Raw genomic sequence first — 25,815 nt, 5'->3', positions numbered from 1 at the left:
CTATGAATGACCTGCTTACGAATAAAATTAATAAAATAAAAGAAGAATATAAAAATAATAAATATGTTTTTATTCCACAAAAAATAGTTATTGATTTAATAAAACAATTAGGTGCAACAGAGAAAGATATAGATACACTCATAGAATATGGTGATTATCTCGCGCAAGATCCCACATTGTCGTTTCGTCACTCTCGCACCGGACGCTACCTTTTCGATAATGAGGCTAAAACCATTTCACGACTAGAGTATCAACCTTTTGTCCTCACTGAAGAAGATGGCTTTATTCGTGAAGATAGCGGTGCACAAAGACACTTTCGAGCAATTGACGATCGCTGGCAAAGCAATACCGCCTACCAAGCATTATTGAAATTAAAAATGCTCCTGATTGAAGGAAATCGATTTACGCCACGCCGCTTAACCGATCAACAATCCCCTAAATCAATTTCAACGGTATTTCATTTAAGACTCATTGCTGAACCTAATTCGTTAAGTGAGCTTTCTATTGAAGGGGTGCATAAAGATGGTGTTGATCACACAATGATTGTCATGATGAATAAAAATAATGTAAAAAATAATTCCGGCGCATTACGTGTTCATTCTCCTCAAGAAGCAATAGGTACACCTTGGCAAGATATTAATCCTAATAATGTTCTCTATGAGCATAATAATGCCCAATATCTGGATATATTGTTAATTGCGGATAATGAGTTAAATCATAGTGGTACACCTATTTTTACGCATGACAATCACCACTCTGCTTATCAGGATTTTATTGTGTTATTATCCCGTTATCCAACCGTAGACACTCATCCATCACATCAGTTTGATTCAACCCAATTACATCCCGATTTACCACTAACGTTACATTTAAATAAGCAAGTAGCCTAAGCATAAAGCGATAAAAAAACCGAGCTTACTGATATCTAGATCAGTCATGCTCGGTTTTCGAACAGAAAATAAATATTAATCAGCAAAGTTAGCCTTCAGCGGCTTCTCTTAAACGACGTTTAATATTGTTATATTCTGTTTTTACATAGTGCTCAGCTTGAGCTTGATCTTTAATTGACTCAACACAAACCGCACAATACTTATACTCAGGTGTTTTGGTTATTGGACTTAAGTTTTCTGCAACTAGTTCGTTACAAGCCCCAATCCACCATTGGTAAGTCATATATACCGCACCTTTATTTGGTCTATCACTGACCGCAGCACGAGTAATAACCTTACCTTGTCGAGAGCGTATCCAAACCAACTCTTGATCTTTAATTCCTAACTGTTTGGCATCTTCAGTGTTTAATTGAACATAACCGGGTTCATCAGCCAATGCAGCTAATGCTTTACAGTTACCTGTCATTGAACGACAAGAGTAATGTCCAACTTCACGAACCGTTGCCAATACCATTGGGAACTCATCAGAGAGTTGATCAATAGGTGGCGCCCACTCACAAGTATAGAATTGACCTTTACCATTAGGAGTATCGAACTTACCGCCTTCATAAAGATATTGTGTACCTGGGCTATCTTCTGTTGGGCAAGGCCATTGAATATACGCCAAATCAGCCATTTTTTCGTAAGTTGCACCATAATAAATCGGGCATAACTCACGCAACTCATCCCAAATTTCTTTGGTGTTGTTGTAATGCATTGGATAACCCATTGCTGTTGCCATTAAGCTGATTATTTGCCAGTCTGTTTTAACATCACCAACAGGCTCTACCGCTTTATAGAAACGCTGGAATCCACGGTCTGCTGATGTGTACACCCCTTCATGTTCACCCCATGATGTGGCAGGGAAAACAACATCAGCAATCGATGCTGTTTTGGTCATAAAGATATCTTGTACTATCAGTAAATCGAGTTTTTCAAAGGTTCTACGAATAGTGGCTAAATCTGGCTCAGTTTGTAGTGGATCTTCCCCCATCACATAGTGTGCTTTAATTAAACCATGGTCGATATTATGAGGAACTTCACTAAGCGCATAGCCTACTTCTTCAGGCATCGATTCAATGCCCCAAGCTTTGGCAAATTTTTCACGCGCTTTCGCATCAGTAACATACTGATAGCCTGGTAGCGTATTAGGTAGTGCTCCCATATCGCAAGCACCCTGTACGTTATTTTGACCACGAACAGGACCTACCCCAACATATTTCTTACCAAGATTACCGGTTAATAATGCTAAGCTAGTGAGTGAACGAACGGTTTCAACCCCTTGATAGAACTGTGTTACCCCCATTCCCCACAAGATTGTCGCCGTTTCCGCTTTGGCATACATACGCGCTGCTTCACGGATAATTTGTGCACTTAACCCCGTTGTTTTTTCTACCGACTCAGGGGTGTAACTTGCGACTAATTGGCAATACTCATCAAATTGCTCGGTATGATTTTCAATAAAGGATTTATCGTATAATTTTTCCTCTATGATCACATTGGCAATAGCATTTAGCAGTGCAATATTAGAACCATTTTTCAATGCTAAGTGTAAATCAGCCAAGCGAGCTGTTTCGATATAGCGTGGATCACATACAATAATTTTGGCACCCTTTTCTTTCGCCTTCACAATACGGCGAGCGACAATAGGATGCGAGTCTGCGGCATTATAACCGAAGACAAATAGACATTTGGTATCCTCAATCTCAACGATTGAGTTGCTCATAGCACCATTACCGACCGAACGCTGCAGACCTGCAACCGAAGGGCCGTGTCAGACACGAGCACAGCAGTCTATATTATTATTTCCGATAACCGCACGAGCAAATTTCTGCATAACGAAGTTAGCTTCATTACCAGGTCCTCGTGATGAACCGGTTGTCATAATAGCTTTAGCGCCATATTTCTCTTTGATAGCAAGTAGTTTGCTACTCGCAAACTCAATAGCTTCATCCCAAGAAACCGCTTCTAATTTTCCACCTCTTTCACGGCGGATCATAGGTGTTTTAAGGCGTGGAGTCAGTATCTTAGTATCATGGATAAAATCCCATCCATAATACCCTTTCAGACACAGCTCACCTTGGTTTGTTAAACCATTGGCTCCTTCAGCGCCAATGATTTTACCGTTTTCCACCTTCAGGTAGATTTTGCATCCTGAGGCGCAATACGGACAGACCGTGATGACTTTTTTCATCAACATTGCTCCTGTGTTCATCAACTTTCAGGTTAATACCCGATTCTCTCCTTTATCTATGCAGAGACTGTGCCAAATAAGCCATTATTTTAAATATTTTATAATTAGATGAAAAACAAAGAAAAATAACAGACAGTTATCAGTAATAAGATGAGTAAGAGACAAAAAGGAAACAATTATCGACACTAATGACGATTTTTCTGTCGACGATGAGCAAGCAGTAATAGCAAAGATTAATCGGTCTAATTAACACGATTTTCTCTATGTATTCTTCTCATCAATAAAATTATTATTTTTCAATAAATACAATTAGTTATTTTTATTTAACAACTAAACACATCATTATTTGATGACAATATGATAATTTGACTTGCTATATTCTTATTTAGGTAAATTTTTAAGAATTAATATTTTGAATAACAATTTATTCGCAAGAAAAAAGGTGAAAAACAATAAAAAAAAAGCCCATAATACTGAACCTGAAAACAACAATGCGGTCTTAAAGACCTCTACACCCCAAAAATTTGATAATAGCTCAACATGCAAAAATTAAAGTTTTTACGATTTTCAAAAGAAAAAGTTTCTCTTTTTTTAGCTGTCTATATTGGTTTATTTCTTAATCTTTCCGTTTACATTGGCCGTTATGGCACACAGAATTCTCACAACTCCCTCATTGAAAGTTTATATATACTGGGTGAAGTTGCAGTAAACATTGCCTTTACTTTCTTCTTATTACGACTTATTTCTTTTTGTGGCACACTATTTTTTAAAATAGTCGCTTCTTTTATTCTGCTCATTAGTGTTTGTGCTAGTTACTATATCTCTTTCTTTGATGTAGTTATTGGCTATGGCATTATTATTTCTACGCTCACCACAGATATCGATTTATCAAAAGAGCTGATTAGCCCTAATGTGATTATTTGGATTATTGGGTTATCTATTTTACCCCTAGCGCTAACTTGGTTATGTAAGAAACCAGAAAAAAATATAACTCAGCAGCAAAAGAAAAAAATCTGGATCAAAAATACGGTCAAAATGCTCGTAATTGCTCTTGCGGTATTTGCCTATCTAAAAACCTTAGATTCGAAACAAAAAGCCTATGAAATCAAGAATAACTTAGATTTGCCAAGCTACAGCGGTGGTTTAAGTTACGCCTATTTACCGACCAACTGGATTATTCCTTTATTTCAATATGCGATAACACAGTACGACGATCACTTTAATAGCCAGAATATCTTTGATCCTGCGGATAACTTTACTTATATCCCGTCAAAAGCCAATGAAGATGTCTATGTGGTCTTTATTATTGGCGAGACAGCAAGGTGGGATCATATGGGGCTATTCGGTTATGAAAGACAAACCAATCCCCTATTAAGCCAAGAAAAAAATCTGATTGCTCTGAAAGGTATCTCTTGCGATACAGCAACAAAACTTTCGCTAAAATGTATGTTTGTGCGTGAAAACGGTACAGAAAATAACGATCAGCGAACGTTAAAAGAGAACAATATTTTCTCAGTATTACATCAGCTAGGAATGACATCAGAACTCTTTTCAATGCAAAGTGAGCTTTGGTTTTACAATAAGCTTGATTTAGATAACTATGCCATGAAAGAGATGATGACCGCCAAAAATAGTAATTTTGGCAAAGAATTAGATGATACTTTGCTTATTAACGAAGTCGCAGATTCCGTTGCTCACTATTCTAAAGGTAACCACTTAGTGATTTTACACACTAAAGGTTCACACTTTATGTACTCGCAACGTTACCCAAACGCATTTAAAAAATACCAACCTGAATGCTTAAACGTTGACGATGAGTGCACCAAAGAGCAGCTAATCAATGCTTATGATAACTCTATTCTTTATACTGATTACTTTATTGATGGTGTACTTAATACCTTGCGTGATAAAAAAGCCATTGTGTTTTATACCTCAGATCACGGCGAGTCAATTTCAGAAAAAGGTGGCTTACACGGCACACCAAAAGAAATTGCACCACCAGAACAATTTAAAGTGCCTTTCTTAGTGTGGATGTCAGATAGCTATTTAGCTGAGCCTGAAAATAAACAGTTATTTGATAATCTCAAACGAAATCAAGATAATAACCGGACTTTCTATCATCATAATATTTTTGACTCGATATTAGGCTGTCTAGGTTACTCATCACCCGATGGGGGGATTAATAATCAAAATAATCTCTGTTTTGGTGACATAGCTAGCGAAGCATATTAAGTCGTGTCTAATCAATAAAAACCCCATGTTTAAGATTAAGCATGGGGTTTTTACTCGCTGAGATTAAAATAATGGCTTATTTAAAGTCAGCATCTGTATACAAGTGCGTTGCTTGAATTTCTTTGACGTTTCTTGCACCACCTAACATCATATTAATTCTTAACTCTTTATTTAATTGCTCAATAACTGAATTAACACCTTCAGCACCGCCTAAATTTAATCCATAAAGAATTGGACGCCCCACAGCAACAACATCTGCACCACTCGCTAGCGCTTTAAAGACATGTGAGCCACGACGAACTCCACTATCGAAAACGATAGGAACACGTTTATTCACGACTTTGGCAATGGCTGGCAATACATCAATGGTTGCAGGTGCACTATCTAACTGACGACCACCATGATTAGACACCCAAATCGCATCAGCACCCGCTTTAATTGCAGTATCGGCATCTTCAGGTGATTCAATACCTTTCACAATGACTGGTAAACCTGACATCTTTTTCACATATTGAATATCCGCAGGAGTAAATGCTTGTTTAGCTTGAGCATAGATCTCACTAATACCCGAACCTTTACCTGTTTTTGATTTATCATCACTGATTTTGGCGAATGCTTCCAAATTGGCAAAACCTAATGGGAATTGAAAACTATTTTTAATATCATCTTCACGATATCCCCCCACAGGAGAATCAACCGTTAAAATAATACCTTTCGCGCCATACTGTTTTGCTTGCGATAAAATATACTGATTAAACGCGTCGTTTTTACTCATATATAGCTGAAAAAAGAACGGATAACCCGGTTGTGCTTGCGCGACTTCTTTAATGGTTTTATTACCATAAGTACTTAATGAGAAAATAGAGCCCGCTTTCGCCATACCTTTTGCTGTGGCAACTTCGCCTTGTTGATGAGCAAGCCCTTGGGCTGCCATCGGTGCCTGAATAATAGGCGTATCTAATTTAATACCTAAAAATTCTGTTTTTAAATTCAGATCGGAAAATTCAATCCCTTGTAATGCACGAGGCATAATATATTTTTTATTAAATGCATTTGTATTAGAACGCAAGTTATTTTCGTCTTCAGCACCACCACGAATATAACCGAAAGCGCCTTTATCCATATTTTCTTTTACTTGATTTTCAAGAGCATCTAAATTAACTATTTTGATTGGATGTTCTGCGGTACTCGCTTTATATTCAGTCGCTTGCACAACTCCCACACTTAATGCCATAGCAATTGCAGTCGTTTTTAACAATGTATGTTTCATTATCTCCCCCTATGTAGGAATTAATGGATTATATTTATAGTTTAAGAAACAACGCTCAGATTATAAGAATAAATATAAACTCTATTTTTATAGAAACTTAAAATAATCGTTCTGATTTTTTAATATATAATAATTAAATAAATCAAATGTAACTTAATAAAAATTAGGTCATTAAGGAAAATATATATAATTATTTAAATATCATGATATTTAAATAACATAATGACATTTTAAAAAATAATCTTGATGTCGTTAAAAGCGAGTATAAGCTGACTATGGAAATAATGTATCTAAAGATTATTGCTTTAAGCATTCAAAAAATTTGTTTAAGTTAAAAAAAACCCCCGCGGGCGGGGGTGAGATAAGCGCAATTAAAAGTCTCAAATCAACTCAGGAGAAAAATACCTTTAGTGTCGATTACGAACAATTTGGTAACGGCGCGTTAGATACTCAATTGGCACGCTCCAAATATGAACTAAACGGCAGAATGGGAACAATAAAAAAATCGTCATACCTAGGAATATGTGCAATTTAAAAATAAGTGCAACACCTTCAAGATTTGCCGAAGCACCGCCATGGAATGTCACAATAGCTTGCGCCCATGCCACCAGCTTCATCATCTCACTACCATCCATATGCTGTGCAGAGAATGGGATAGTCAATAAGCCGAGTGCAACTTGGACAACCAGCAAGGTTAAGATCATGATGTCACCAAATGACGATGTTGCTCTTACCCGTACATTCGTCAAACGACGTTTTAACAGCATAATGCCGCCAATCAGCATTAATACACCACAAGTACCACCACCAACCATCGCCATAATTTGTTTATATTCAATTGGTAGAAAAGATTGATACATCCAGTGTGGCGTTAACATCCCCAGAAAATGGCCTGCAAAAATGCCGATAATACCAATATGGAATAAGTTCGAAGCAAGTCGCATGTTTTTCTTGTCTAACATCTGACTGGAGCCTGCACGCCATGTATATTGACCATAATCATAACGTAACCAACTACCGATAAGAAAAACAGCACCAGCAATATAGGGGTAGATATCAAAAAACAACATATTAACGTAATTCATTTTTGTGCTCCCATATCCAGCGAATTACCGACGTTGAGATATTGAACAGGCGTTTCTTGCGCAAAACGTCGCTGATGCTGGCTAATATTGTTACTACCACATTGCGCACTTTCACCTAGAAACGTCACTTGCTCTTCTTCCCATACGGCATCTAATGCAGCCGGCGTATCATCTACAGGCTCTTTTTCTACTTGAGCCGCCAGTTGTGAAGCGTCTAACTCACTTTGTGAGAGACAAAGCAATACATCAAAAAGAGCGTGATAATCACTGCCTCGCTGTTTTAAACGCTCACTCAGCAATGCCAAAATAGGGGCAATATTATTAAGCCCTTCAATACTTTCATCGGTAGGCAATAGCGTTAAATACTCAAGGTAAGTAGGTAAGTAATCAGGCAATTCACGACTACTTAAGGTGATCCCTGCTTGTTGATACTGATTAAGCAGATCAACCATTGCCTGACCACGATCACGCGATTCACCATGTACATGTTCAAATAACAATAGCGATCTCGCTCTACCTCGATCAAAAATCTCACTGTAATTCGCTTGTGCATCCAGCAGATCTTGTTGCGTGAGTTCACGAATAAACGCCATTAATTTTGCGACTTGCGTGACAGGAAGCTCGTCAGCTTCCTGCAATGCATCAATGATCTCATTACGATGTTCCCAGAGATCTTCGCTGGGATAATCCAATAACAGAGAAATAACTTTCAAAGAGATCATCATATTTTCTCCTCAGAACGGCGCTCATCTTGAGGGGTTTTGGAAGTGATATCGATGGCATCAATACGATGGCTATTAAACAGATTAAATTTACTCTCGCTGCCATGACAACCATCACCAAAACTAAAACCACAGCCGTTACGCTCAGGAAAAGCTTCTCTTGCTAACTCTCGATGGCTAGAAGGAATAACAAAGCGATCTTCATAATTGGCAATCGCCAAATAGCGATACATCTCTTGTGCCTGTGCTTCGGTTAATCCCACTTGCTCTAATGCTGTCAAATCGGTTTTACCTTCTACCGTTTCTGCGCGTTTATAATGGCGCATTGCCAACATTCTTTTTAATGCTAATAACACTGGCGCTGTATCGCCTGCGGTCAGCAAGTTAGCCAAATATTGGACAGGAATACGTAAACTTTCTACATCCGGTAATACCCCCGTATGTGGCAACACTCCTGCATCAGCCGCAGATTGAATAGGTGACAGAGGTGGCACATACCACACCATAGGTAAAGTACGATATTCAGGGTGTAATGGTAATGCCAGCTTCCAATCCACCGCCATTTTATAAACCGGCGAACGTTGGGCTGCATCAATCACACTTAATGGAATACCTTGCTCTTCTGCAGCTTTAATAACTTCAGGATCGAAGGGATCTAAAAAGATATCTAATTGACTTTGGTATAAGTCTTTTTCATTATCAGCACTGGCGGCTTGTGAAATTTTATCTGCGTCATACAGCATCACACCAAGATAACGAATACGTCCAACACAGGTTTCTGAGCATAGGGTTGGTTGACCTGATTCGATGCGCGGATAACAGAAAATACATTTTTCTGACTTACCGCTTTTCCAGTTAAAGTAGATTTTTTTGTATGGACACCCTGTTAAACACATGCGCCAACCACGACACTTATCTTGATCGATAAGCACAATACCATCCTCAGCACGTTTATAAATCGCACCACTTGGACAGGTCGCGACACAAGCAGGATTTAAGCAGTGTTCACATAAACGAGGTAAATACATCATAAATGTATTTTCAAACTGCCCATACATCTCTTTTTGCATATTGGCGAAGTTTTTATCCGCAGCACGTTTGCTAAATTCGCCCCCTAAATCATCTTCCCAGTTTGGGCCTTTTTCGATCTTGGTCATACGCTGACCTGTTATCAACGAACGAGGACGTGCGGTGGGTAATGAGCCTTCTGGTGCATTTTTTAAATGCTCATAGTCATAATCAAATGGCTCATAATAATCATCTAATGCTGGCACATCTGGGTTGGCAAAAATCTTTGATAATAGCCCAACACGGTTACCCATTCTTGGTACTAACTTACCTTTAATATTTTTGATCCAGCCGCCTTTCCACTTCTCTTGATCTTCCCAATTTTGCGGATACCCTGTACCCGGTTTAGTTTCAACATTATTAAACCAAGCGTATTCCACACCTTCACGACTGGTCCAAACATTTTTACAGGTTACTGAACAGGTATGGCAACCGATACATTTGTCGAGGTTCAGTACCATACCGACTTGTGAACGAATTTTCATTATGCCTTCTCCTGTCCATTCAGGGTTTGTTGATAAGCATCGCCTTCACCATCAAGCCAATCAATCTGTTTCATCTTACGTACCACAACAAATTCATCGCGGTTAGAGCCCACAGTTCCATAGTAGTTAAAGCTATAAGCCAACTGAGCGTATCCACCAATCATATGGGTCGGTTTAGGGCAAACACGCGTCACGGAATTATGAATACCGCCACGCATTCCAGTTATTTCAGAGCCTGGTAGGTTTATTTGGCGCTCTTGTGCGTGATACATATAAATCATGCCATCAGGAATACGTTGGCTCACAATCGCTCTTGCGGTTAACGCACCATTACTGTTGTATGCTTCAACCCAATCGTTATCACTAATACCCATCTCTTTAGCATCATCTTCACTCAGCCAAACCACAGGGCCACCACGACCGAGGGTTAACATCAGTAAGTTATCGCTATACGTTGAGTGAATACCCCATTTTTGGTGAGGCGTCAGGAAGTTCAGCGCTTTTTCTGGGAAGCCGTTCGGTTTTTTACCTTTCACGGCTTCGATTGCCTTAGTATCAATAGGTGGACGATAAACCACTAAACTTTCGCCATAAGCACGCATCCACTCATGATCTTGATATAACTGCTGACGGCCACTTAAAGTACGCCAAGGGATCATCTCGTGAACATTGGTATAACAAGCGTTATAAGAGACATGCTCATCTTCCAGACCAGACCATGTAGGACTTGAAATGATTTTACGAGGTTGAGCAACGATATCGCGGAAACGAATTTTCTCATCTTCTTTTACTTTAGCTAAATGAGTGTGATCGCGTCCTGTTACTTTACTTAGTGCATCCCACGCTTTTACCGCCACTTGACCATTCGTTTCAGGTGCTAAAGAGAGGATAACTTCGGCTGCATCAATTGCGGTTTCAATCGCCGGGCGCCCTTTTGCCACACCGTCATGACGAACGCGATTAAGTTTTTTCAGGAAATCAACTTCTGTCTGTGTATTCCAACCGATCCCTTTACCGCCATTACCTAATTTATCCATTAACGGCCCAAGTGAGGTAAAACGAGCATAGGTATTTGGATAATCACGCTCCACAGGAATAAGATGCGGTGCAGTTTTCCCCGGGATAAGGTCACATTCACCTTTTTTCCAATCTTTGACATCAAATGGTTGTGCCATTTCAGCCGCGGAGTCATGTTGTATTGGCTGTGTCACTAAATCGGTTTCAACCCCTAAATGACCGACACACAATTTAGAGAAGGTTTTAGCAATACCTTTATAAATTTCCCAATCGGTTTTAGACTCCCAAGCGGGATCTACCGCGGCGGTTAATGGATGAATAAATGGATGCATATCCGAGGTATTCATATCATCTTTTTCATACCATGTGGCGGTTGGTAACACGATATCGGAGAACAGACAGGTACTTGACATACGAAAGTCTAAAGTCACCACTAAATCGACCTTACCCTCACCGCCTTTATCTTGCCATTCCACTTCTTGTGGCTTAACTTGGCCTTGTTCACCTAAATCTTTACCTTGTAATCCATTTTCCGTCCCTAATAGATATTTCAGTAAATATTCATGCCCTTTACCTGCAGATCCCAATAAATTAGAACGCCAGATAAATAAGTTACGAGGGAAGTTTTGCGGATTATCCGGTTGCTCTGATGCAAAACGGATCTCACCTGATTTCAGAGCATTAATGGTATAATCCGTTGCACTGACGCCAGCTTGTTGAGCTTTCTTGGTAATAGACAATGGGTTAACGTTTAATTGCGGTGCTGACGGTAACCACCCCATACGCTCCGAACGCACATTCATATCAATTAAGCTACCGCTAAAGCGTGATTTATCTGCTAAAGGTGATAGTAATTCTGTCGGTGATACCGTTTCATAGCGCCATTGACTTGAATGATTATAGAAAAATGACGTGCTATTCATATGACGAGGTGGACGCTGCCAATCCAGACCAAAAGCTAATGGCAACCAACCTGTTTGTGGACGCAGTTTTTCTTGTCCCACATAGTGAGCCCACCCCCCACCACTTTGGCCAATACAACCACAGAAGATAAGCATATTGATAATGCCACGGTAGGTCATATCCATGTGATACCAATGGTTAATGCCCGCACCGACAATCACCATTGAACGACCATGTGTTTTTTCTGCATTATCAGCAAATTCACGTGCAATGCGGATAATATCTTGACGGCTAACCCCTGTTACTTGTTCAGCCCATGCGGGTGAATAGGCTTTGATCTCATCATAGTTTGTCGCACAGTTTTCATCATTTAAACCACGATCGACACCATAGTTAGCCAGTAATAAGTCATAAACGGTAGTGACATATTTTTCTTCGCCATTGGCAAGAGTAATGCGTTTTGCTGGCAGTCTATGAACGAGAACATCATCAAGGGCAACACCTTCAAAGTATTCACTCTTGATGCCACCAAAGTAAGGAAATGCAACGTCAACCACATCATCATGATTTTCTAAAAGACCCAATTGTAAAGTGACTTCTTCGCCACTCTTACCGTCTTTAGGCTCTAGATTCCATTTGGCAGCGCCTTCCCAACGAAAACCCATTGAACCTTGAGGAGCGACCAATTGCTGTGTTTTCTCATCAATAGCAATGGTTTTCCATTCTGGATTTTTCTCCTGATCGAGATTGTTCACTAAATCAGCGGCACGTAGCATGCGACCCGCAACTAATTTGCCAGAATCATGCTTATCTAACATCACTAACATTGGCATGTCAGTGTAAATGCGCACATAGTTACTAAAGTATTCAGTTTGGCGTTTAACGTGGAATTCGTTAAGAATAACGTGTCCCATCGCCATTGCCATGGCGCTATCTGTACCTTGTTTTGGGTTTAACCACTGGTCACACAGTTTAGCAATTTCAGCATAATCAGGTGTTACTGCTACCGTTTTGGTGCCTTTATAACGAACTTCGGTAAAAAAGTGAGCATCTGGCGTACGGGTTTGAGGTACGTTTGAACCCCATGCAATCAGATAAGAAGAGTTATACCAGTCAGCTGACTCTGGCACATCTGTTTGCTCCCCCCAAGTCATTGGTGAGGCAGGTGGTAAATCACAATACCAATCGTAAAAACTTAAGCAAGCACCACCAATAAGAGATAAATAGCGGGCACCGGCGGCGTAAGACACCATTGACATTGCCGGAATAGGTGAGAAACCAATAATACGATCTGGGCCAAAAGTTTTAGCGGTATAGACGTTAGAGGCAGCAATAATTTCATTCACTTCAGACCATGAAGAGCGAACGAAACCACCACGACCACGAGCTTGTTTATAACTTTTCGTTTTTTCGGGAGCATTAACAATCGATGCCCATGCATCAACTGGATCAGCGTGTTGCGCTTTGGCTTCACGCCATAATTTGATCAGACGTTTACGTACCATTGGGTATTTAACGCGGTTAGCGCTATATAAATACCATGAATAGCTCGCACCACGCGGACAACCACGGGGTTCATGATCAGGCAGATCAGGACGAGTTCGTGGATAGTCTGTTTGCTGGGTTTCCCATGTTACTAAGCCGTTTTTAACATAAATTTTCCAGCTACATGATCCGGTGCAGTTAACACCATGTGTAGAACGCACGATTTTGTCATGCTGCCAACGGCTACGATAACTATTTTCCCAGTCGCGATTAACATTTAACTCTTGCCCGTGATCTTGTGAAAACGTATCACCAAGCTGTTTAAAATAGCGGAATCTATCGAGAAATTTACTCATCAGATACTCTCCCAATGCGCGTTAGCGCGCTCACATTGCGTATAATTCGTCATTATTATTTATTGTGTTTACGTCCATAGACCAACCAAGTGATCAGAACGCAGGCGATATAGAACAGAACGAAGATTTTCATTGCCCCAGCAGGTGAACCCGTCATCGCAAGGGATGTACCAAAGGCTTTAGGAATAAAGAAGCCACCAATCGCACCGATTGCAGAGATAAAACCCAATGCAGCTGCACTTTCTGTTACGGCTTCTTTTTGCGCAGCTTCATCTGAAGCCCCTTGTGCCTTCATGCGATCAATAGTGATTTTTCTAAATACCACGGCAATCATTTGGAATGTTGAACCACTGCCTAGCCCTGCAGTTAAAAACAGCACCATAAACACGCCATAGAAAGCAATAAACGATCCACCAGCACCATTTTCCGGTAGGGTTAAGAACAGGAGCACTGAGAAAATAGCCATAATGATAAAGTTGATAAGCGTCACTTTAATGCCACCAAATTTATCAGATAGCGCACCTCCCACAGGGCGAGCTAATGCTCCAAGTAAAGGACCAAAGAAGGCATAATGTAAAATGACAATATCGGGGAACTGGGTTTTCGATAACATTGCAAACCCGGCAGAAAAGCCGATAAAAGAACCAAAAGAGCACAGATAGAGGATACTGAGTAACCAAAGATGACCACGTTTTAAAACAGGTAGCTGTTGACTTAAAGAAGCTTTATTAGCAGCCAGATCATTCATGCCAAACCAAGCCGCAAAGGTAAAGATAAGCAAGAAAGGTACCCAAATCCACGCCGCATTCTCTAGCCATAAACGTGAGCCATCAGGTTGAACGACACCGGGGCCACTAAACATAGCAAAAACGCCCACACTGACAACCAAAGGCGCGATTAATTGCATCACGCTGACACCTAAGTTACCCAATCCGCCATTTAATCCTAATGCACCGCCTTGGTGTGCTTTAGGAAAAAAGAAGCTGATATTTGCCATACTCGATGCGAAGTTTGCACCAGCAAAACCACACAGCAGAGAGATAACGATAAAAGTGGAATAAGATGTCGTGAGATCTTGCACGGCAAACCCTAGCCAGAGACAAGGAATAATCAGAAATACCGTACTAATAGCCGTCCAACGACGACCACCAAAAATAGGAATAACAAAAGAGTAAGGGACACGTAGTAGCGCACCTGAAACAGAAGGTAGAGCAGTCAGCATAAATAGCTGATCAGTGGTAAAATTAAAGCCAACCTTATTTAAATTGACAGCGACTGCACTAAATAGCATCCAGACGCAGAAGGATAGCAATAGACAAGGAACAGAAATCCATAAATTACGCGATGCGATTTTTTGACCAGTTTTTTCCCAAAAAGCTTTATCTTCAGGATGCCAATTTTCGATCACCCCTTTTTTCATTTTTTCTGGGTGTTGAGAAAGTGCCATAACAACCTCGGTTAACGGTTAAATTGGCTTCTTTTTACGGTGAGATGGGTTTGCGAGTCATGATCTGCATCAAGCAAGATTTTGTTTGATTTTTCATCTAAATCTATGTTTTATACCTAAGTATTAATAGGGTTACGTGACTATTTTAAATGTAAATCAATAAATTAGGTAAAATCACTTACTCTTTATTAAACACATTACAATACTTAGATATTTAGAGGTACTCCCTTTGGAGTATATGTTATTTAGCGGTTTTTTAAGGCAAGATAGACCAGATCAAACTGGGAATACATCATGAAAATGCACAACATTCAATGGCATTATCGCTTTTCAATTATTAATCAAATCGCTATTTTAATGTTGCTTTTCACACTATTTGGTGTGGTAGGTATGGCTATTTCTAACCACATTATTTTAAGCGTACAAGGCAATGCCCACGCCATTAATAAATCCGGCTCACTGCGCATGCAAAGCTATCGTTTACTCTCAGCCTTACCCCTTGATGATAAGCACCGTGATTATCTACAAGAATTAGAAAATGATTTAGATAGTAAAGAGTTACGTCAAGTATTAAGCACCTCATCACTGCAATCACAATATGTACAACTGACTCATTACTGGAAAGAGACATTAAAACCGACTTTGTCAGCAGCCAAACAGCCTAATGATGCGAAACAAGAAGTTATCTTTTTTGTTTCTCAACTCGATACATTAGTATCAAGTATTGACCAACTTACTGAACAAAAAATCCGCCTAGTCGCTTATACTCAACTTATCTTTACCGCTCTTACCTTATTACTGCTGTTTGGTTCTGTTTGGCATTTTCGTCGTCGCTTATTACTGCCTTGGCAACAATTGATGTCCATGGCTAATTCTATTGGACATGGTGATTTTTCAACTCGTTTTCGGCCTCGTCCTCACCATGATGAAATTGCCACCCTAGGAATTGCACTTAACACCATGTCAGAAGAGCTATCGACGCTCTACAGTGAATTAGAACAACGAGTCATTGAAAAGACCCATGATTTACAACAGAAAAATAAGGTTCTCTCTTATCTTTATCACTCAAGTCAACAACTGCATTCCCAAGCGCCACTTTGCGCTCGCTTAAGGCAGATCCTTGCAGAGCTACAGCATATTATTCCTGATAGCTATTTGCAGATCCGTCTATATGAAGATAATCAACATACATTATTTAATGAGATAAGCTTAGCCCCTTCCTCACGCCCTGAATATTGTCCAACGCCAGACTGTGAGCGTTGCAATGAAGATGCCAACATCACTACACCGTTAAATAATCGCTTATTACATTGGGAATTGACCGATCAGATCCATCGCTACGGTTTATTCGTAATGCAGTTACCGGAAAATAGTGTACTTACTGACGAACAGAATAATTTAATGCTCTTATTGACTAAGCAAATTTCCGCAATGCTTGCCATGGAGCAACAAAATGAACAGCAACAACAGCTATTATTAATGGATGAGCGTTCAGCGATTGCACGTGAATTACATGATTCGATTGCTCAATCGCTATCATGTTTAAAAATGCAGGTCAGTTATCTACAAATGCAATCGGAAACCTTGCCAGATAACTGTCAAAAACTACTAAAAGAGATGCGAGAAGAGCTAAATGTGGCTTATCGTCAGTTAAGAGAATTACTGACCACATTTCGCTTGAAATTGACAGAGCCTGGCTTATTAGCCGCATTAGAAAATACACTAAATGAATTTAATCAACGTTTAGGGTTTGCTATCCATTTTGATTATCAGTTACCTGCAAAATGTGTTAATTCACATCAAAGTATTCATGTGGTGCAAATTGTTCGTGAAGCATTAAATAATATTCTGCAACATGCGAATGCAAACTGGGCTGAAGTCGCATTAACACTTAATAATGGCATCGTTGAACTGCAAATTAATGATAATGGTGAAGGTATTACGCCTAATCCCGAAAAGATAAATCACTACGGACTGATTATTATGCGTGAACGCGCGAATAGTCTGAATGGCTCTTATAGTATAAGGGTTCGCAAAGAAGGTGGAACGCAAGTATTTGTCACATTTCCGTTAATCACTACCCATAAAGATCCTATCGAAAAGGGAGCAAATCATAATGAATAATATGGGAGCAGTCGCAGACAAAGCGACTATTTTATTAATTGATGATCACCCGATGTTACGCAATGGTGTGAAACAACTTTTAAGTCTTGATACAACATTAACTGTCGTTGGTGAAGCTGGCGATGGTATTCAAGGGGTAAAATTAGCTGAAGAGTTAGATCCTGATTTAATCCTACTCGATCTCAATATGCCGGGTATGAATGGTTTTGAAACACTCGATCAATTGCGATTACGATCGCTCTCTGGGCGGATCGTTGTGTTTAGTGTATCAAACTACAGTGATGATCTGATCACCGCCTTAAAACGAGGAGCGGATGGCTATCTCTTAAAAGACATGGAGCCAGAAGAGCTATTAGCCGCTTTAAAACAAGCAGCCGCAGGGAAAATGGTGGTTAGCCCAACATTAACCCCCATTTTAGCGCAGTCACTGCGAGAAGATCGTTCTGAAAGTGAGCGGGATATAGACCAACTCACCCCACGAGAGCGCGATATTTTAAAGCTGATAGCACAAGAGCTATCCAATAAGATGATCGCACGTAAACTCGATATTACTGAAAGTACCGTTAAAGTACATGTCAAACATCTACTCAAAAAGATGAAATTAAAATCTCGTGTTGAAGTCGCGGTTTGGGTTCATCAACAACGTGTGGATTAATCAAAATTGGGCACAATGGGTTGGTGAATATTCATTAACTCCACCAATTCCTTTGCCCCTTTTTGTAGTGACTCGCCTTTTAACCACATTGCATGTACCGGTAAGCGCAATTCATTTTTAGTATTTTTAAATTGCAGTTGTTTTAATTTTCCCTTTTGTAACTGCGTATAAATCAGCGAATAAGGTAAATTCCCCCAGCCCATCCCCGCTTCAACCATACCTAATGCCATTTGAAAGTTATCTGTTTGCCAGTAATTAGTCGCCACTAAAGAGCGTACATCTCTTATCTCTTGAGTATGGCTGGCTATCATTATCTGTCTTACATTCACTAAATCTTCAATAAATACCCCTGCAGGGTGAGCAAGTGCAATATGACTTGCCGAAATTGTGGCAACTAATGACTCAGAGCCCAAATATTGAAATTGTTCATCGCCATTGACGTATAACCCACCATACACGAGACATAATTGGATTTTACGTGCGTGCAGCATCTCAATAATGTCATCTTGCGCCGCGGTTACTACATTCACTTTTAGTAAGGGGTAACGCTGTGTTAACTCAGATAATGCCGGTAATAAATAATCGGGATTAATATCTGCCGCGACACCAATATTTAATATACTTTCCAGATCCATTGAAAGCTCTTGTGCATGAACCTGTAATAGCTTTAATTGCTCAGCAATCATTCTGGCGTGAGGTTCAAGTGCTTTAGCTTTTTCTGTTGGCCGTGGCTCTCTCGATGAACGCTCAAACAGCGCATAACCTAATTCAGCCTCCATATTAGCAATCGCCATACTGACCGCAGAAGGAACACGTTTTAATGAACGCGCAGCCGCAGAAAAAGAGCCTTTATCCATAACGGCTAAAAATATCGCGATATGTTCACTTGAGAACTGCATGTTCACTCCTGATGTTTCAGTTAAATTGATATTAGCTAACTTTTTCTGTCACTATTACTGATTTATCTTACGATGCTTAACCACACTGATCCACAAAAAAAGAGAGTATCATGCAAGGTATTAAGCGAAAAATTGTCTATGTTACCGCTTATGAAGTATTTGGTTGGGTTATCTCATCGGTAGGACTGGCGCTTTTAGCCGATAGTTCAACCGCTGTTACGGGGCCACTCGCACTCATTATTACCACTATCGCGGTAAGTTGGAATTTTATTTATAACTGTTTATTTGAATTTTGGGAGAGTCGACAAAAGTCGAGAATTCGCACCTTTAGACGCCGTCTTGCTCATGCGGTAGGTTTTCAGCTTACGTTGGTGGTTTACCTTATTCCGCTGATAGCTTGGTGGCTAGGGGTTTCATTATGGCAAGCACTGGTGATGGATTTTGCACTTATTATCATCATCCCTTGCTATACATTTGTCTATAACTGGGTATTTGACAAAATTTTTGGCTTACCAAAATCAGCATTACCCGAAGATGTGCCTGTTGCTTAATAAAGTGATGTAGAAGTGATCGTTATTTCGATCACTTCTCTATTGGATAAATATCTTCTAACGCAAATTGTTCAATCCCACCTTCTAATTCACAGCGCCCTAACCCAATATTTTTATCATCTGCCGTCGTCCTTCTTAGCAATTTACCGGTCACTTGTGATAATGCGCTATCTAACTCCAACACACGATAATATTCCTTCATATAGCTCTCTTCACCCAATGCCATATAAACCAAAAACTCATCGCCGACTTTAATGTTCATGATTATTACCATTGATACTTTTAATAAGTTGCATAAATTCCCAATGAATTTAATAAATCTACATCAATTAATACATTAGCGGGTAATTTTGCATCTCTTCTATAGTTACGTATAGATTGACGTGTTGTTGGCCCCATAATACCATCAATGATCCCATTAAAATAATGTCTTTCAAATAGGGCATATTGTACCCTCATTATCAGGCGCTTTTTTTGTTCCTGATTAACATTAGAATTCTTAACTGCTTGTGAAAAATCATTATTAGATAAATTAGAAGTTGTTCTATTGGTTGTTTGTGGTTGAGAATAACTTTGTGTAGAAGGGGTACTTCGATAATATCCTCCCCCAGATGAAGAGCGATGAGAGCTATGACTACGATGGCTTCGATGAGAACTATGGCTTCTATGCCCTGCTATATAAAACGGTGTTTCTGTATTTAAAGGAGCAAACACGAGATCTTCAGGTTCAAATGTTAATTCAGAATTAGGTAGCCCTGTTGAACTAGCAACAGCTTGACTATTTAACGTTAAAAAACCAGGTAATAGTGCTGCTAAACTCCACTTTTTCATAATATCGCCCTCGCTGTTTGATGATATTTTCCATATGAAGAACTAAAATATCCACCACAATGACTCTTCATTTTACATTGGTCACATTCATTCGGATAATAATTCTTCCAATCAGAAATAGATTGAATAGTATATTTCCATAAACTATTAGGTAAATGACATAAAGGATAATTAAATAAAGCTATAGGTAATTGACTAATATCAGCCATGTTGATAGCAAGATTCAGATTTTCTATATATTTATCAGGTGAGATATATAAATTATCCCAATTTTTTTTAGCCCACCCAACGGGTTCAAGATTCATAATAGAAATTTGATTAATATTTGAGAACACTCTAGCACATAATTCAACAATATTATGAAAGTGAAGATAATTTATTTTTGTTGGGATTATTCTCAATTCAATATTAATGCCTAAATTACCTGCATTTACTATTCCCATAATTGTTTCTTCATATGCACCATTATGCCCAACTAACTCATCATGAATTTCTTTATGAGATGAATAAAGAGGGATCCCAAATGAAATATTCATATCTTTTGCTTCAGATAATAATTTCTTTGTAAAATAAATATCAGAAAACCTTCGCCCATTCGTTAATACATGTAAAACTGTCCTCGGTGCCAATCTTTTTATTTCTCTAATAAAATCAATAAATTTATTGCCATAAAGTAAAGGCTCTCCACCACTAATTCCAATAACACCATCGAAATTAAAAGCAGCAATCGCAAGTAGAGCATCATCTAAAAGCCAAGAATCATCTCTATTTTTAGGGGGCTGAGAACAAAATTGACATAAATTATTACAACGCTCAGTAACAAGTAACGTATTATGATTTGCCTTGCGAGATAAAATAACTCTAATTCTACTATTTGAAACAGATATAATATCACCATTTTCAATACTATTATAAAGTTCACTATCTGCTATTATATATTTTGCACCGTTACAGAGTGTCGACGATAAAATCTTTCCTTCTTGTTGAACAAGAATATTATCTAAATAGAATGTAGGATCTACCAGTCTATCTTTAAATATTTGATAGTAGCCATTGTCTAATTTACTTCTAATATCGAATAAATCTTTCCTAATAACCTCAAGCATAAATCCAACTTTTTAGTAATGTAGCCCCTGCATTATCTTCATCAATTTTTTTTACTAGTAGTTTAAACATCCCTTTATGATAAAGACAAAATCGTGAAAGACTTTTATTTCCAACCGGCTCACCAAATAAACTGATATTTTGACAAGGGTCAACGCCACAATATGGCTGAAAAGCACAAGTTTCACAACCAACATGTAGCATGTTAAATGAATTAGAAAGTAAATTATTATAGATAGTGTTTTTATTAAATGATAACGAATCAAAGTCACCTAAAGAAAAGTCAATATCAGAGTATACCTGCTGAAGCATTCTTAATTCGTCACTTCCATATACTTTCCCATCATAATTGAATAATAAGCTATTAAATACTATACCACTAGGGGATTTTAAATCAGCATACCCACAAAAACCAGGATTATATAATCTTTTTATATGTATAGCACCAGAATGCTCAACAAAAGGAAGCCCTTTTTTATTTTCCTCGAAAATAATATCTAATAATTTTTCATAAAAATTAATATACTCAGATATTGTGTAGCTTTCTTTTTTCTCAGCAAATCCATAAGGGCTTATAGGCCTAATAAAAAGATCAAATACATCTAATTCAAAATGAGCATCAATCAGTGATTGAGGATTATGAAGCAATTCCTTTGTTACTGTAGTAACTGTTGAAACTCTATCGCGACCTAATCTATGTTGTAGTTTTTTTATATTTTCTGTGATTATTTGAAATGAGTTCTTTGTAGGTAATATCCTGTTTTTATTATGCACATATTCATTCCCATCTAAAGATACTGAGTAGATTACAGGTTTTTCTTCTGACCATTCAATCATTTCATCTGTGAGTAATGAAAGGCTTGAAGTAATTACAAACTCAATATTCTCTTGACCAAGTTGGAATACTGCCTCATTATATATTTTTTTGATTAAATCAAATCTTATTAAAGGCTCACCACCTTGAATCTCTAGTTTATAGTTTTTTTTTGATATTCTTTTTATTAATGAAATTATTTTAGGGATATTCTTCTCATCTAAATCATAATGTTGTGCACTTATAGAGGCTCTACTAACTTGACAATACTTGCAAGTATGATCACAGCGTAATGTTGGAACAATCATAAATATCGGAGAAAATGTCATCTCTGACATTAATTTTTTTCCCAAACCCGATGCTATCATCATTTCAGAAAGTTGAATATCATCATTAGTAATAAATAACTTATTCCTAAGTATATTATTTAAGTTATCATTATTACTTTTACCAAAATCTATAATATTAGATAAATCCATCTGATTTAAGACATGGCTAAACCCTGCCAAATTACTGATAAAATACTTATTTTCATCAATTAATTCAAAATTAAATGGCAATAGTTTCATGTAATTAACCTTTCATTCATACTTGCAAGTACTTTATTAATAACAGATTCTCTAAATTTTCCTGTCTTTAATTCTATTATTTCTCTTAAAATATAATCATTCAGCAATTTATTAAATTCAAACAATACTGATTCATCATTATTTTTAAATGTTATTTTCCATTGTTCATCAGTTTCTTCTAGAAGCCAGTTACTATAAATAGACATCCAATATAAAGAATTTCTTATAACCCACTGAGAATAAATGGCTTTATCTAATATAATATCTCTCATTCTTATCTTCCCATCGAAATTCATAAGAATATTTTATATTTTTGTCCTATTAATGTCATTAATAAATGAGAAAAAATTTTTTCTTATTTTATTCAATATATTAGTTTCCAACTCATCATAATGATGCTGATCAGAATAAATAACAGAGTTAAATATTGAAAAAAGCGCTCAGATAAATACACCAGTAAATAGCGCGCTAAAGGAATCGAAATAAGTGATCCTAAACAAAGAATGATGGCCGTATGCACATCGGTATAGCCACCAGCACTATAAGCAATAGCAGAGCCACCTGACAAAATTGTAGTAATAAATATAGAACTACCGATCGCTTCCTTAATATTCATTTGTGCAAAACGCATAAGCACGGGTAAGACAACCAATCCTCCACCAACCCCCGTTGCCCCTAAGACAAATCCGGCACTCATACCGGGAACAAAAAGAGAATTCAGAGGAATTGATGAGCTAGGTGCCAATGATGATAACGGATGTGATGATGTGGATTTTTTGAATATTCGTTGTAAAAAAAGGAACATTGAAAAGATAATCGCCACAATCATCAGGATATTAATGCCTAATTCAACCTGCTCATAATATTGAGGTTGTGATCCCAACCAGGTTACCCCATAGCTGGCTAAAAATGTGGCCGGAAACATGATCCCTAAAATCAATAATGCTGGTTTTAATGGAATATTTCCTAAACGAAAATGAATATAAGAAGAGGAAATTTTCATTAACATCGATAATAAATTAGCGGTCGCCACTGCTGCTAATGCATTCATTCCAAATAAATAGATAAGCACAGGTAATAAGATAACACCACCCCCAACTCCCGTTGTGGTGATAACTAAACCTATCGCAGAACCAATAAGGAGTTGAGTGACCAGCAGCATCTAATTTCCTTTTGTAGAAAACATATTCAGTTTCGATTATAAGCAAAATAACTTATAACCAAAAGGAATTAGATATAACAAATAAGAATATAAAGACGGTTATTATAAAAAAGCCTCTTATTGCTAAGAGGCTTACTCGATAATAGTTTGATAACTCAGCTAGTTAATCTCAGCTAATAGACTGTCTGCTGAAAAATAGTCACCGGATTTCGCCTTTTGCTGCAATACACCATGACAGGTAGCAACTACCTGTACTTCCATTTTCATCGCCTCCATAATGGCAATAACATCCCCTTGATTGACTTTATCACCATCGGATAATAACCAACTATGTAATATCCCTGAAATCGGTGCAGTGACCGCATTTTCCCGCACCTGACACTCTTTGTGCTCGCTAATAGCCGTGGGTATAACGGCCGAGAGAGAAAGTAATTGTGCGGGTAGCGCTAATTGATGACGACGACCATCTATTTCAATAAAGGTACGCACTAGTGGTTCATTTTCTGCTGGTATACTACGAGGAAAATGACTTTTTTGTGCTTGAAAATCGCTTTCAATCCAACGAGTGTGAACACTGAAGTTATCAATAAAATCAGGATGTTCCATCATTTTGCGATGAAAAGGTAATACACTGGCTACGCCTGCGATGTTAAATTCAGCTAAAGCTCGTCGCGCTCTCGCAATGGCTTGTTCACGACTTGCCCCTGTTACAATAAGTTTTGCCATCATTGAATCAAATTGACGTGATACTTGGTCATTTTCCGCCACACCACTATCAACACGAACGCCCGGCCCAGCCGGTTGACTAAATTGGCTAATTAAACCGGGGGTGGGTAAAAAACCTTTTGCCGGATCTTCTGCATTGATCCTAAACTCAAAACTATGGCCACGAGGCTCAGGGGTTTCATTAATACTTAACGGTAATCCCTCAGCAATACGCAATTGTTCAATCACTAAATCAATACCGGCTGTTTCTTCAGTCACCGGATGCTCTACTTGTAGACGTGTATTCACTTCAAGGAAAGAGATTGTCCCGTTCGCACTCAATAAAAATTCTACCGTCCCCGCACCGATATAACCTGCTTTAGCACAAATGTCTTTTGCTGATTGATGAATACGTTGCCGTTGTTCATCAGTTAAATAAGGGGCAGGGGCCTCTTCAATAAGTTTTTGATTACGGCGCTGTAATGAACAATCTCGTGTACCAACTACCACGACATGGCCTAATTTATCAGCAATAATTTGTGCCTCAATATGGCGAGGCTTATCAAGAAATTGCTCAACATAGCATTCACCACGACCAAATGCGGTTACTGCTTCTCTTACCGCTGAATGGTAAAGCTCTTCAATTTCTGCCATATGATGGGCAATTTTTAGGCCTCGTCCACCACCACCAAATGCCGCTTTAATGGCGATAGGCAAGCCATACTGTTTCGCAAAATCCAGAACCTCTTTAGCATCACTAACCGGATCAGCAGTACCATTCACCAATGGTGCACCTACGGATTGTGCAATTTTACGCGCTTGAACTTTATCCCCTAATACTTCGATAGTCTGTGGATCTGGGCCAATCCAAAGGAGTCCCGCTTGCTGTACCGCTTTAGCGAAATCAGCTCGCTCAGAAAGGAAGCCATAACCAGGGTGGATCATGGTGGCTTTGCTTTTATGGGCAATTTCAATGATTTTATCTATCGCTAAATAACTTTCTTTCGGTGAGTTACCCTTTAAACCATAGGCTTCATCTGCAAGACGCACATGTAATGCATCTATATCATCATCTGCATAAATAGCAATGGACGTTGCACCATAATCCTGACAAGCACGAATAATACGAACTGCGATTTCACCTCTGTTAGCAATCAACACTCGATGCTTCACTCGTTGCTTTTGGTTAGTTGTTATCATGAGTGGCA

Annotated in this window: 20 protein-coding genes; 5 read left to right on the top strand and 15 right to left on the bottom strand. The window is 38.6% G+C overall.

Going from position 1 to position 25,815, the window contains the following annotated elements; genetic code table 11:
- The first annotated feature begins 2 nt into the window (after positions 1 to 2).
- Positions 3 to 890 carry a 2OG-Fe dioxygenase family protein gene (locus tag PMI_RS17805; protein ID WP_012368813.1) on the top strand — a complete coding sequence of 296 codons (888 nt, stop codon included), beginning with the start codon at positions 3 to 5 and terminating at the stop codon, positions 888 to 890.
- A gap of 88 nt (positions 891 to 978) precedes the next feature.
- Here PMI_RS17805 and fdhF read toward each other — a convergent pair whose 3' ends face one another.
- A complete protein-coding gene (fdhF, locus tag PMI_RS17800; RefSeq protein WP_080544259.1) occupies positions 979 to 3,123 on the bottom strand; it encodes a formate dehydrogenase subunit alpha in 2,145 nt (714 codons plus the stop codon).
- Positions 3,124 to 3,663: 540 nt separating this feature from the next.
- Here fdhF and eptB point away from each other — a divergent pair.
- Positions 3,664 to 5,355, top strand: coding sequence for a kdo(2)-lipid A phosphoethanolamine 7''-transferase (gene eptB, locus PMI_RS17790; RefSeq protein WP_012368811.1), 1,692 nt, complete (start codon positions 3,664 to 3,666; stop codon positions 5,353 to 5,355).
- 76 nt (positions 5,356 to 5,431) lie between these two features.
- On the opposite strand, the gene PMI_RS17785 is transcribed toward eptB, so the two are convergent.
- The 6 genes from PMI_RS17785 to PMI_RS17760 form a co-directional block, all read right to left on the bottom strand.
- Entirely contained in the window at positions 5,432 to 6,625 is a 1,194-nt protein-coding gene (locus PMI_RS17785; RefSeq protein ID WP_004245423.1) for a lactate oxidase, read from the bottom strand.
- A gap of 407 nt (positions 6,626 to 7,032) precedes the next feature.
- Positions 7,033 to 7,710: a respiratory nitrate reductase subunit gamma gene (gene narI / locus PMI_RS17780; protein ID WP_012368810.1), complete on the bottom strand. Its 678-nt coding sequence runs from the start codon at positions 7,708 to 7,710 to the stop codon at positions 7,033 to 7,035.
- Positions 7,707 to 8,432 carry a nitrate reductase molybdenum cofactor assembly chaperone gene (gene narJ, locus PMI_RS17775; protein ID WP_012368809.1) on the bottom strand — a complete coding sequence of 242 codons (726 nt, stop codon included), beginning with the start codon at positions 8,430 to 8,432 and terminating at the stop codon, positions 7,707 to 7,709. The genes narI and narJ overlap by 4 nt, the downstream gene beginning before the upstream one ends.
- Positions 8,432 to 9,985 (bottom strand): nitrate reductase subunit beta, encoded by a 1,554-nt coding sequence (narH, locus tag PMI_RS17770; RefSeq protein ID WP_004245426.1) that lies wholly within the window; start codon positions 9,983 to 9,985, stop codon positions 8,432 to 8,434. Before narH ends, narJ begins: the two co-directional genes overlap by 1 nt.
- Entirely contained in the window at positions 9,985 to 13,746 is a 3,762-nt protein-coding gene (locus PMI_RS17765) for a nitrate reductase subunit alpha (RefSeq protein WP_012368808.1), read from the bottom strand. Before PMI_RS17765 ends, narH begins: the two co-directional genes overlap by 1 nt.
- Positions 13,747 to 13,801: 55 nt before the next feature.
- Complete coding sequence (locus tag PMI_RS17760; RefSeq protein WP_004245428.1) at positions 13,802 to 15,193, bottom strand: NarK family nitrate/nitrite MFS transporter; 1,392 nt, start codon at positions 15,191 to 15,193, stop codon at positions 13,802 to 13,804.
- A gap of 294 nt (positions 15,194 to 15,487) precedes the next feature.
- Between PMI_RS17760 and narX the strand changes: the two genes are divergently transcribed.
- Positions 15,488 to 17,317: a nitrate/nitrite two-component system sensor histidine kinase NarX gene (gene narX, locus PMI_RS17755; RefSeq protein WP_012368807.1), complete on the top strand. Its 1,830-nt coding sequence runs from the start codon at positions 15,488 to 15,490 to the stop codon at positions 17,315 to 17,317.
- A 1-nt stretch (position 17,318) separates the two neighbouring features.
- Positions 17,319 to 17,972 (top strand): two-component system response regulator NarL, encoded by a 654-nt coding sequence (gene narL, locus PMI_RS17750; protein ID WP_012368806.1) that lies wholly within the window; start codon positions 17,319 to 17,321, stop codon positions 17,970 to 17,972.
- Here narL and PMI_RS17745 read toward each other — a convergent pair.
- Positions 17,969 to 18,871, bottom strand: a complete 903-nt coding sequence (locus PMI_RS17745; protein WP_004245431.1) for a LysR family transcriptional regulator — start codon at positions 18,869 to 18,871, stop codon at positions 17,969 to 17,971. The two genes, narL and PMI_RS17745, sit on opposite strands and share 4 nt — an antisense overlap.
- 110 nt (positions 18,872 to 18,981) lie before the next feature.
- Here PMI_RS17745 and PMI_RS17740 point away from each other — a divergent pair, with 110 nt between their 5' ends.
- Positions 18,982 to 19,422, top strand: coding sequence for a PACE efflux transporter (locus tag PMI_RS17740; RefSeq protein ID WP_004245432.1), 441 nt, complete (start codon positions 18,982 to 18,984; stop codon positions 19,420 to 19,422).
- 31 nt (positions 19,423 to 19,453) lie between these two features.
- On the opposite strand, the gene PMI_RS17735 is transcribed toward PMI_RS17740, so the two are convergent.
- The 7 genes from PMI_RS17735 to PMI_RS17705 all read right to left on the bottom strand — a co-directional run bounded on the left by PMI_RS17735 (position 19,454) and on the right by PMI_RS17705 (position 25,807).
- Entirely contained in the window at positions 19,454 to 19,684 is a 231-nt protein-coding gene (locus tag PMI_RS17735) for a hypothetical protein (RefSeq protein WP_004245434.1), read from the bottom strand.
- Positions 19,685 to 19,704: 20 nt separating this feature from the next.
- The gene (hxsA, locus tag PMI_RS17730) at positions 19,705 to 20,253 is read right to left on the bottom strand and encodes a His-Xaa-Ser repeat protein HxsA (RefSeq protein ID WP_012368804.1); all 549 of its coding nucleotides are present in this window, start codon (positions 20,251 to 20,253) and stop codon (positions 19,705 to 19,707) included.
- Positions 20,250 to 21,359 carry a His-Xaa-Ser system radical SAM maturase HxsC gene (gene hxsC / locus PMI_RS17725; RefSeq protein ID WP_012368803.1) on the bottom strand — a complete coding sequence of 370 codons (1,110 nt, stop codon included), beginning with the start codon at positions 21,357 to 21,359 and terminating at the stop codon, positions 20,250 to 20,252. Before hxsC ends, hxsA begins: the two co-directional genes overlap by 4 nt.
- Positions 21,352 to 22,740 carry a His-Xaa-Ser system radical SAM maturase HxsB gene (gene hxsB, locus PMI_RS17720; protein WP_012368802.1) on the bottom strand — a complete coding sequence of 463 codons (1,389 nt, stop codon included), beginning with the start codon at positions 22,738 to 22,740 and terminating at the stop codon, positions 21,352 to 21,354. The genes hxsC and hxsB overlap by 8 nt, the downstream gene beginning before the upstream one ends.
- Positions 22,737 to 23,012 (bottom strand): His-Xaa-Ser system protein HxsD, encoded by a 276-nt coding sequence (hxsD, locus tag PMI_RS17715; protein ID WP_026164624.1) that lies wholly within the window; start codon positions 23,010 to 23,012, stop codon positions 22,737 to 22,739. Before hxsD ends, hxsB begins: the two co-directional genes overlap by 4 nt.
- A 92-nt stretch (positions 23,013 to 23,104) precedes the next feature.
- On the bottom strand, positions 23,105 to 23,902 hold the full coding sequence (locus PMI_RS17710; protein WP_012368800.1) for a sulfite exporter TauE/SafE family protein: 798 nt from the start codon (positions 23,900 to 23,902) through the stop codon (positions 23,105 to 23,107).
- Positions 23,903 to 24,061: 159 nt separating this feature from the next.
- The gene (locus PMI_RS17705; protein WP_012368799.1) at positions 24,062 to 25,807 is read right to left on the bottom strand and encodes an acetyl/propionyl/methylcrotonyl-CoA carboxylase subunit alpha; all 1,746 of its coding nucleotides are present in this window, start codon (positions 25,805 to 25,807) and stop codon (positions 24,062 to 24,064) included.
- Between the last annotated feature and the right edge of the window lie 8 nt (positions 25,808 to 25,815).

This window comes from Proteus mirabilis HI4320, from assembly GCF_000069965.1.
Taxonomy (GTDB): Bacteria; Pseudomonadota; Gammaproteobacteria; order Enterobacterales; family Enterobacteriaceae; genus Proteus; species Proteus mirabilis.
The sequence above is the reverse complement of the archived record's forward strand: the minus strand, read 5'-3'. Positions and strand labels throughout refer to the sequence as shown.

Excerpts from the sequence above, each read along its gene's own strand:
- PMI_RS17805 (WP_012368813.1), top strand. The coding sequence starts at position 3 with ATGAATGACCTGCTTACGAATAAAATTAATAAAATAAAAGAAGAATAT.
- eptB (WP_012368811.1), top strand. The coding sequence starts at position 3,664 with ATGCAAAAATTAAAGTTTTTACGATTTTCAAAAGAAAAAGTTTCTCTT.
- PMI_RS17785 (WP_004245423.1), bottom strand. The coding sequence starts at position 6,625 with ATGAAACATACATTGTTAAAAACGACTGCAATTGCTATGGCATTAAGT.
- narI (WP_012368810.1), bottom strand. The coding sequence starts at position 7,710 with ATGAATTACGTTAATATGTTGTTTTTTGATATCTACCCCTATATTGCT.
- narJ (WP_012368809.1), bottom strand. The coding sequence starts at position 8,432 with ATGATCTCTTTGAAAGTTATTTCTCTGTTATTGGATTATCCCAGCGAA.
- narH (WP_004245426.1), bottom strand. The coding sequence starts at position 9,985 with ATGAAAATTCGTTCACAAGTCGGTATGGTACTGAACCTCGACAAATGT.
- PMI_RS17765 (WP_012368808.1), bottom strand. The coding sequence starts at position 13,746 with ATGAGTAAATTTCTCGATAGATTCCGCTATTTTAAACAGCTTGGTGAT.
- PMI_RS17760 (WP_004245428.1), bottom strand. The coding sequence starts at position 15,193 with ATGGCACTTTCTCAACACCCAGAAAAAATGAAAAAAGGGGTGATCGAA.
- narX (WP_012368807.1), top strand. The coding sequence starts at position 15,488 with ATGAAAATGCACAACATTCAATGGCATTATCGCTTTTCAATTATTAAT.
- narL (WP_012368806.1), top strand. The coding sequence starts at position 17,319 with ATGGGAGCAGTCGCAGACAAAGCGACTATTTTATTAATTGATGATCAC.
- PMI_RS17745 (WP_004245431.1), bottom strand. The coding sequence starts at position 18,871 with ATGCAGTTCTCAAGTGAACATATCGCGATATTTTTAGCCGTTATGGAT.
- PMI_RS17740 (WP_004245432.1), top strand. The coding sequence starts at position 18,982 with ATGCAAGGTATTAAGCGAAAAATTGTCTATGTTACCGCTTATGAAGTA.
- PMI_RS17735 (WP_004245434.1), bottom strand. The coding sequence starts at position 19,684 with ATGAACATTAAAGTCGGCGATGAGTTTTTGGTTTATATGGCATTGGGT.
- hxsA (WP_012368804.1), bottom strand. The coding sequence starts at position 20,253 with ATGAAAAAGTGGAGTTTAGCAGCACTATTACCTGGTTTTTTAACGTTA.
- hxsC (WP_012368803.1), bottom strand. The coding sequence starts at position 21,359 with ATGCTTGAGGTTATTAGGAAAGATTTATTCGATATTAGAAGTAAATTA.
- hxsB (WP_012368802.1), bottom strand. The coding sequence starts at position 22,740 with ATGAAACTATTGCCATTTAATTTTGAATTAATTGATGAAAATAAGTAT.
- hxsD (WP_026164624.1), bottom strand. The coding sequence starts at position 23,012 with ATGAGAGATATTATATTAGATAAAGCCATTTATTCTCAGTGGGTTATA.
- PMI_RS17710 (WP_012368800.1), bottom strand. The coding sequence starts at position 23,902 with ATGCTGCTGGTCACTCAACTCCTTATTGGTTCTGCGATAGGTTTAGTT.
- PMI_RS17705 (WP_012368799.1), bottom strand. The coding sequence starts at position 25,807 with ATGATAACAACTAACCAAAAGCAACGAGTGAAGCATCGAGTGTTGATT.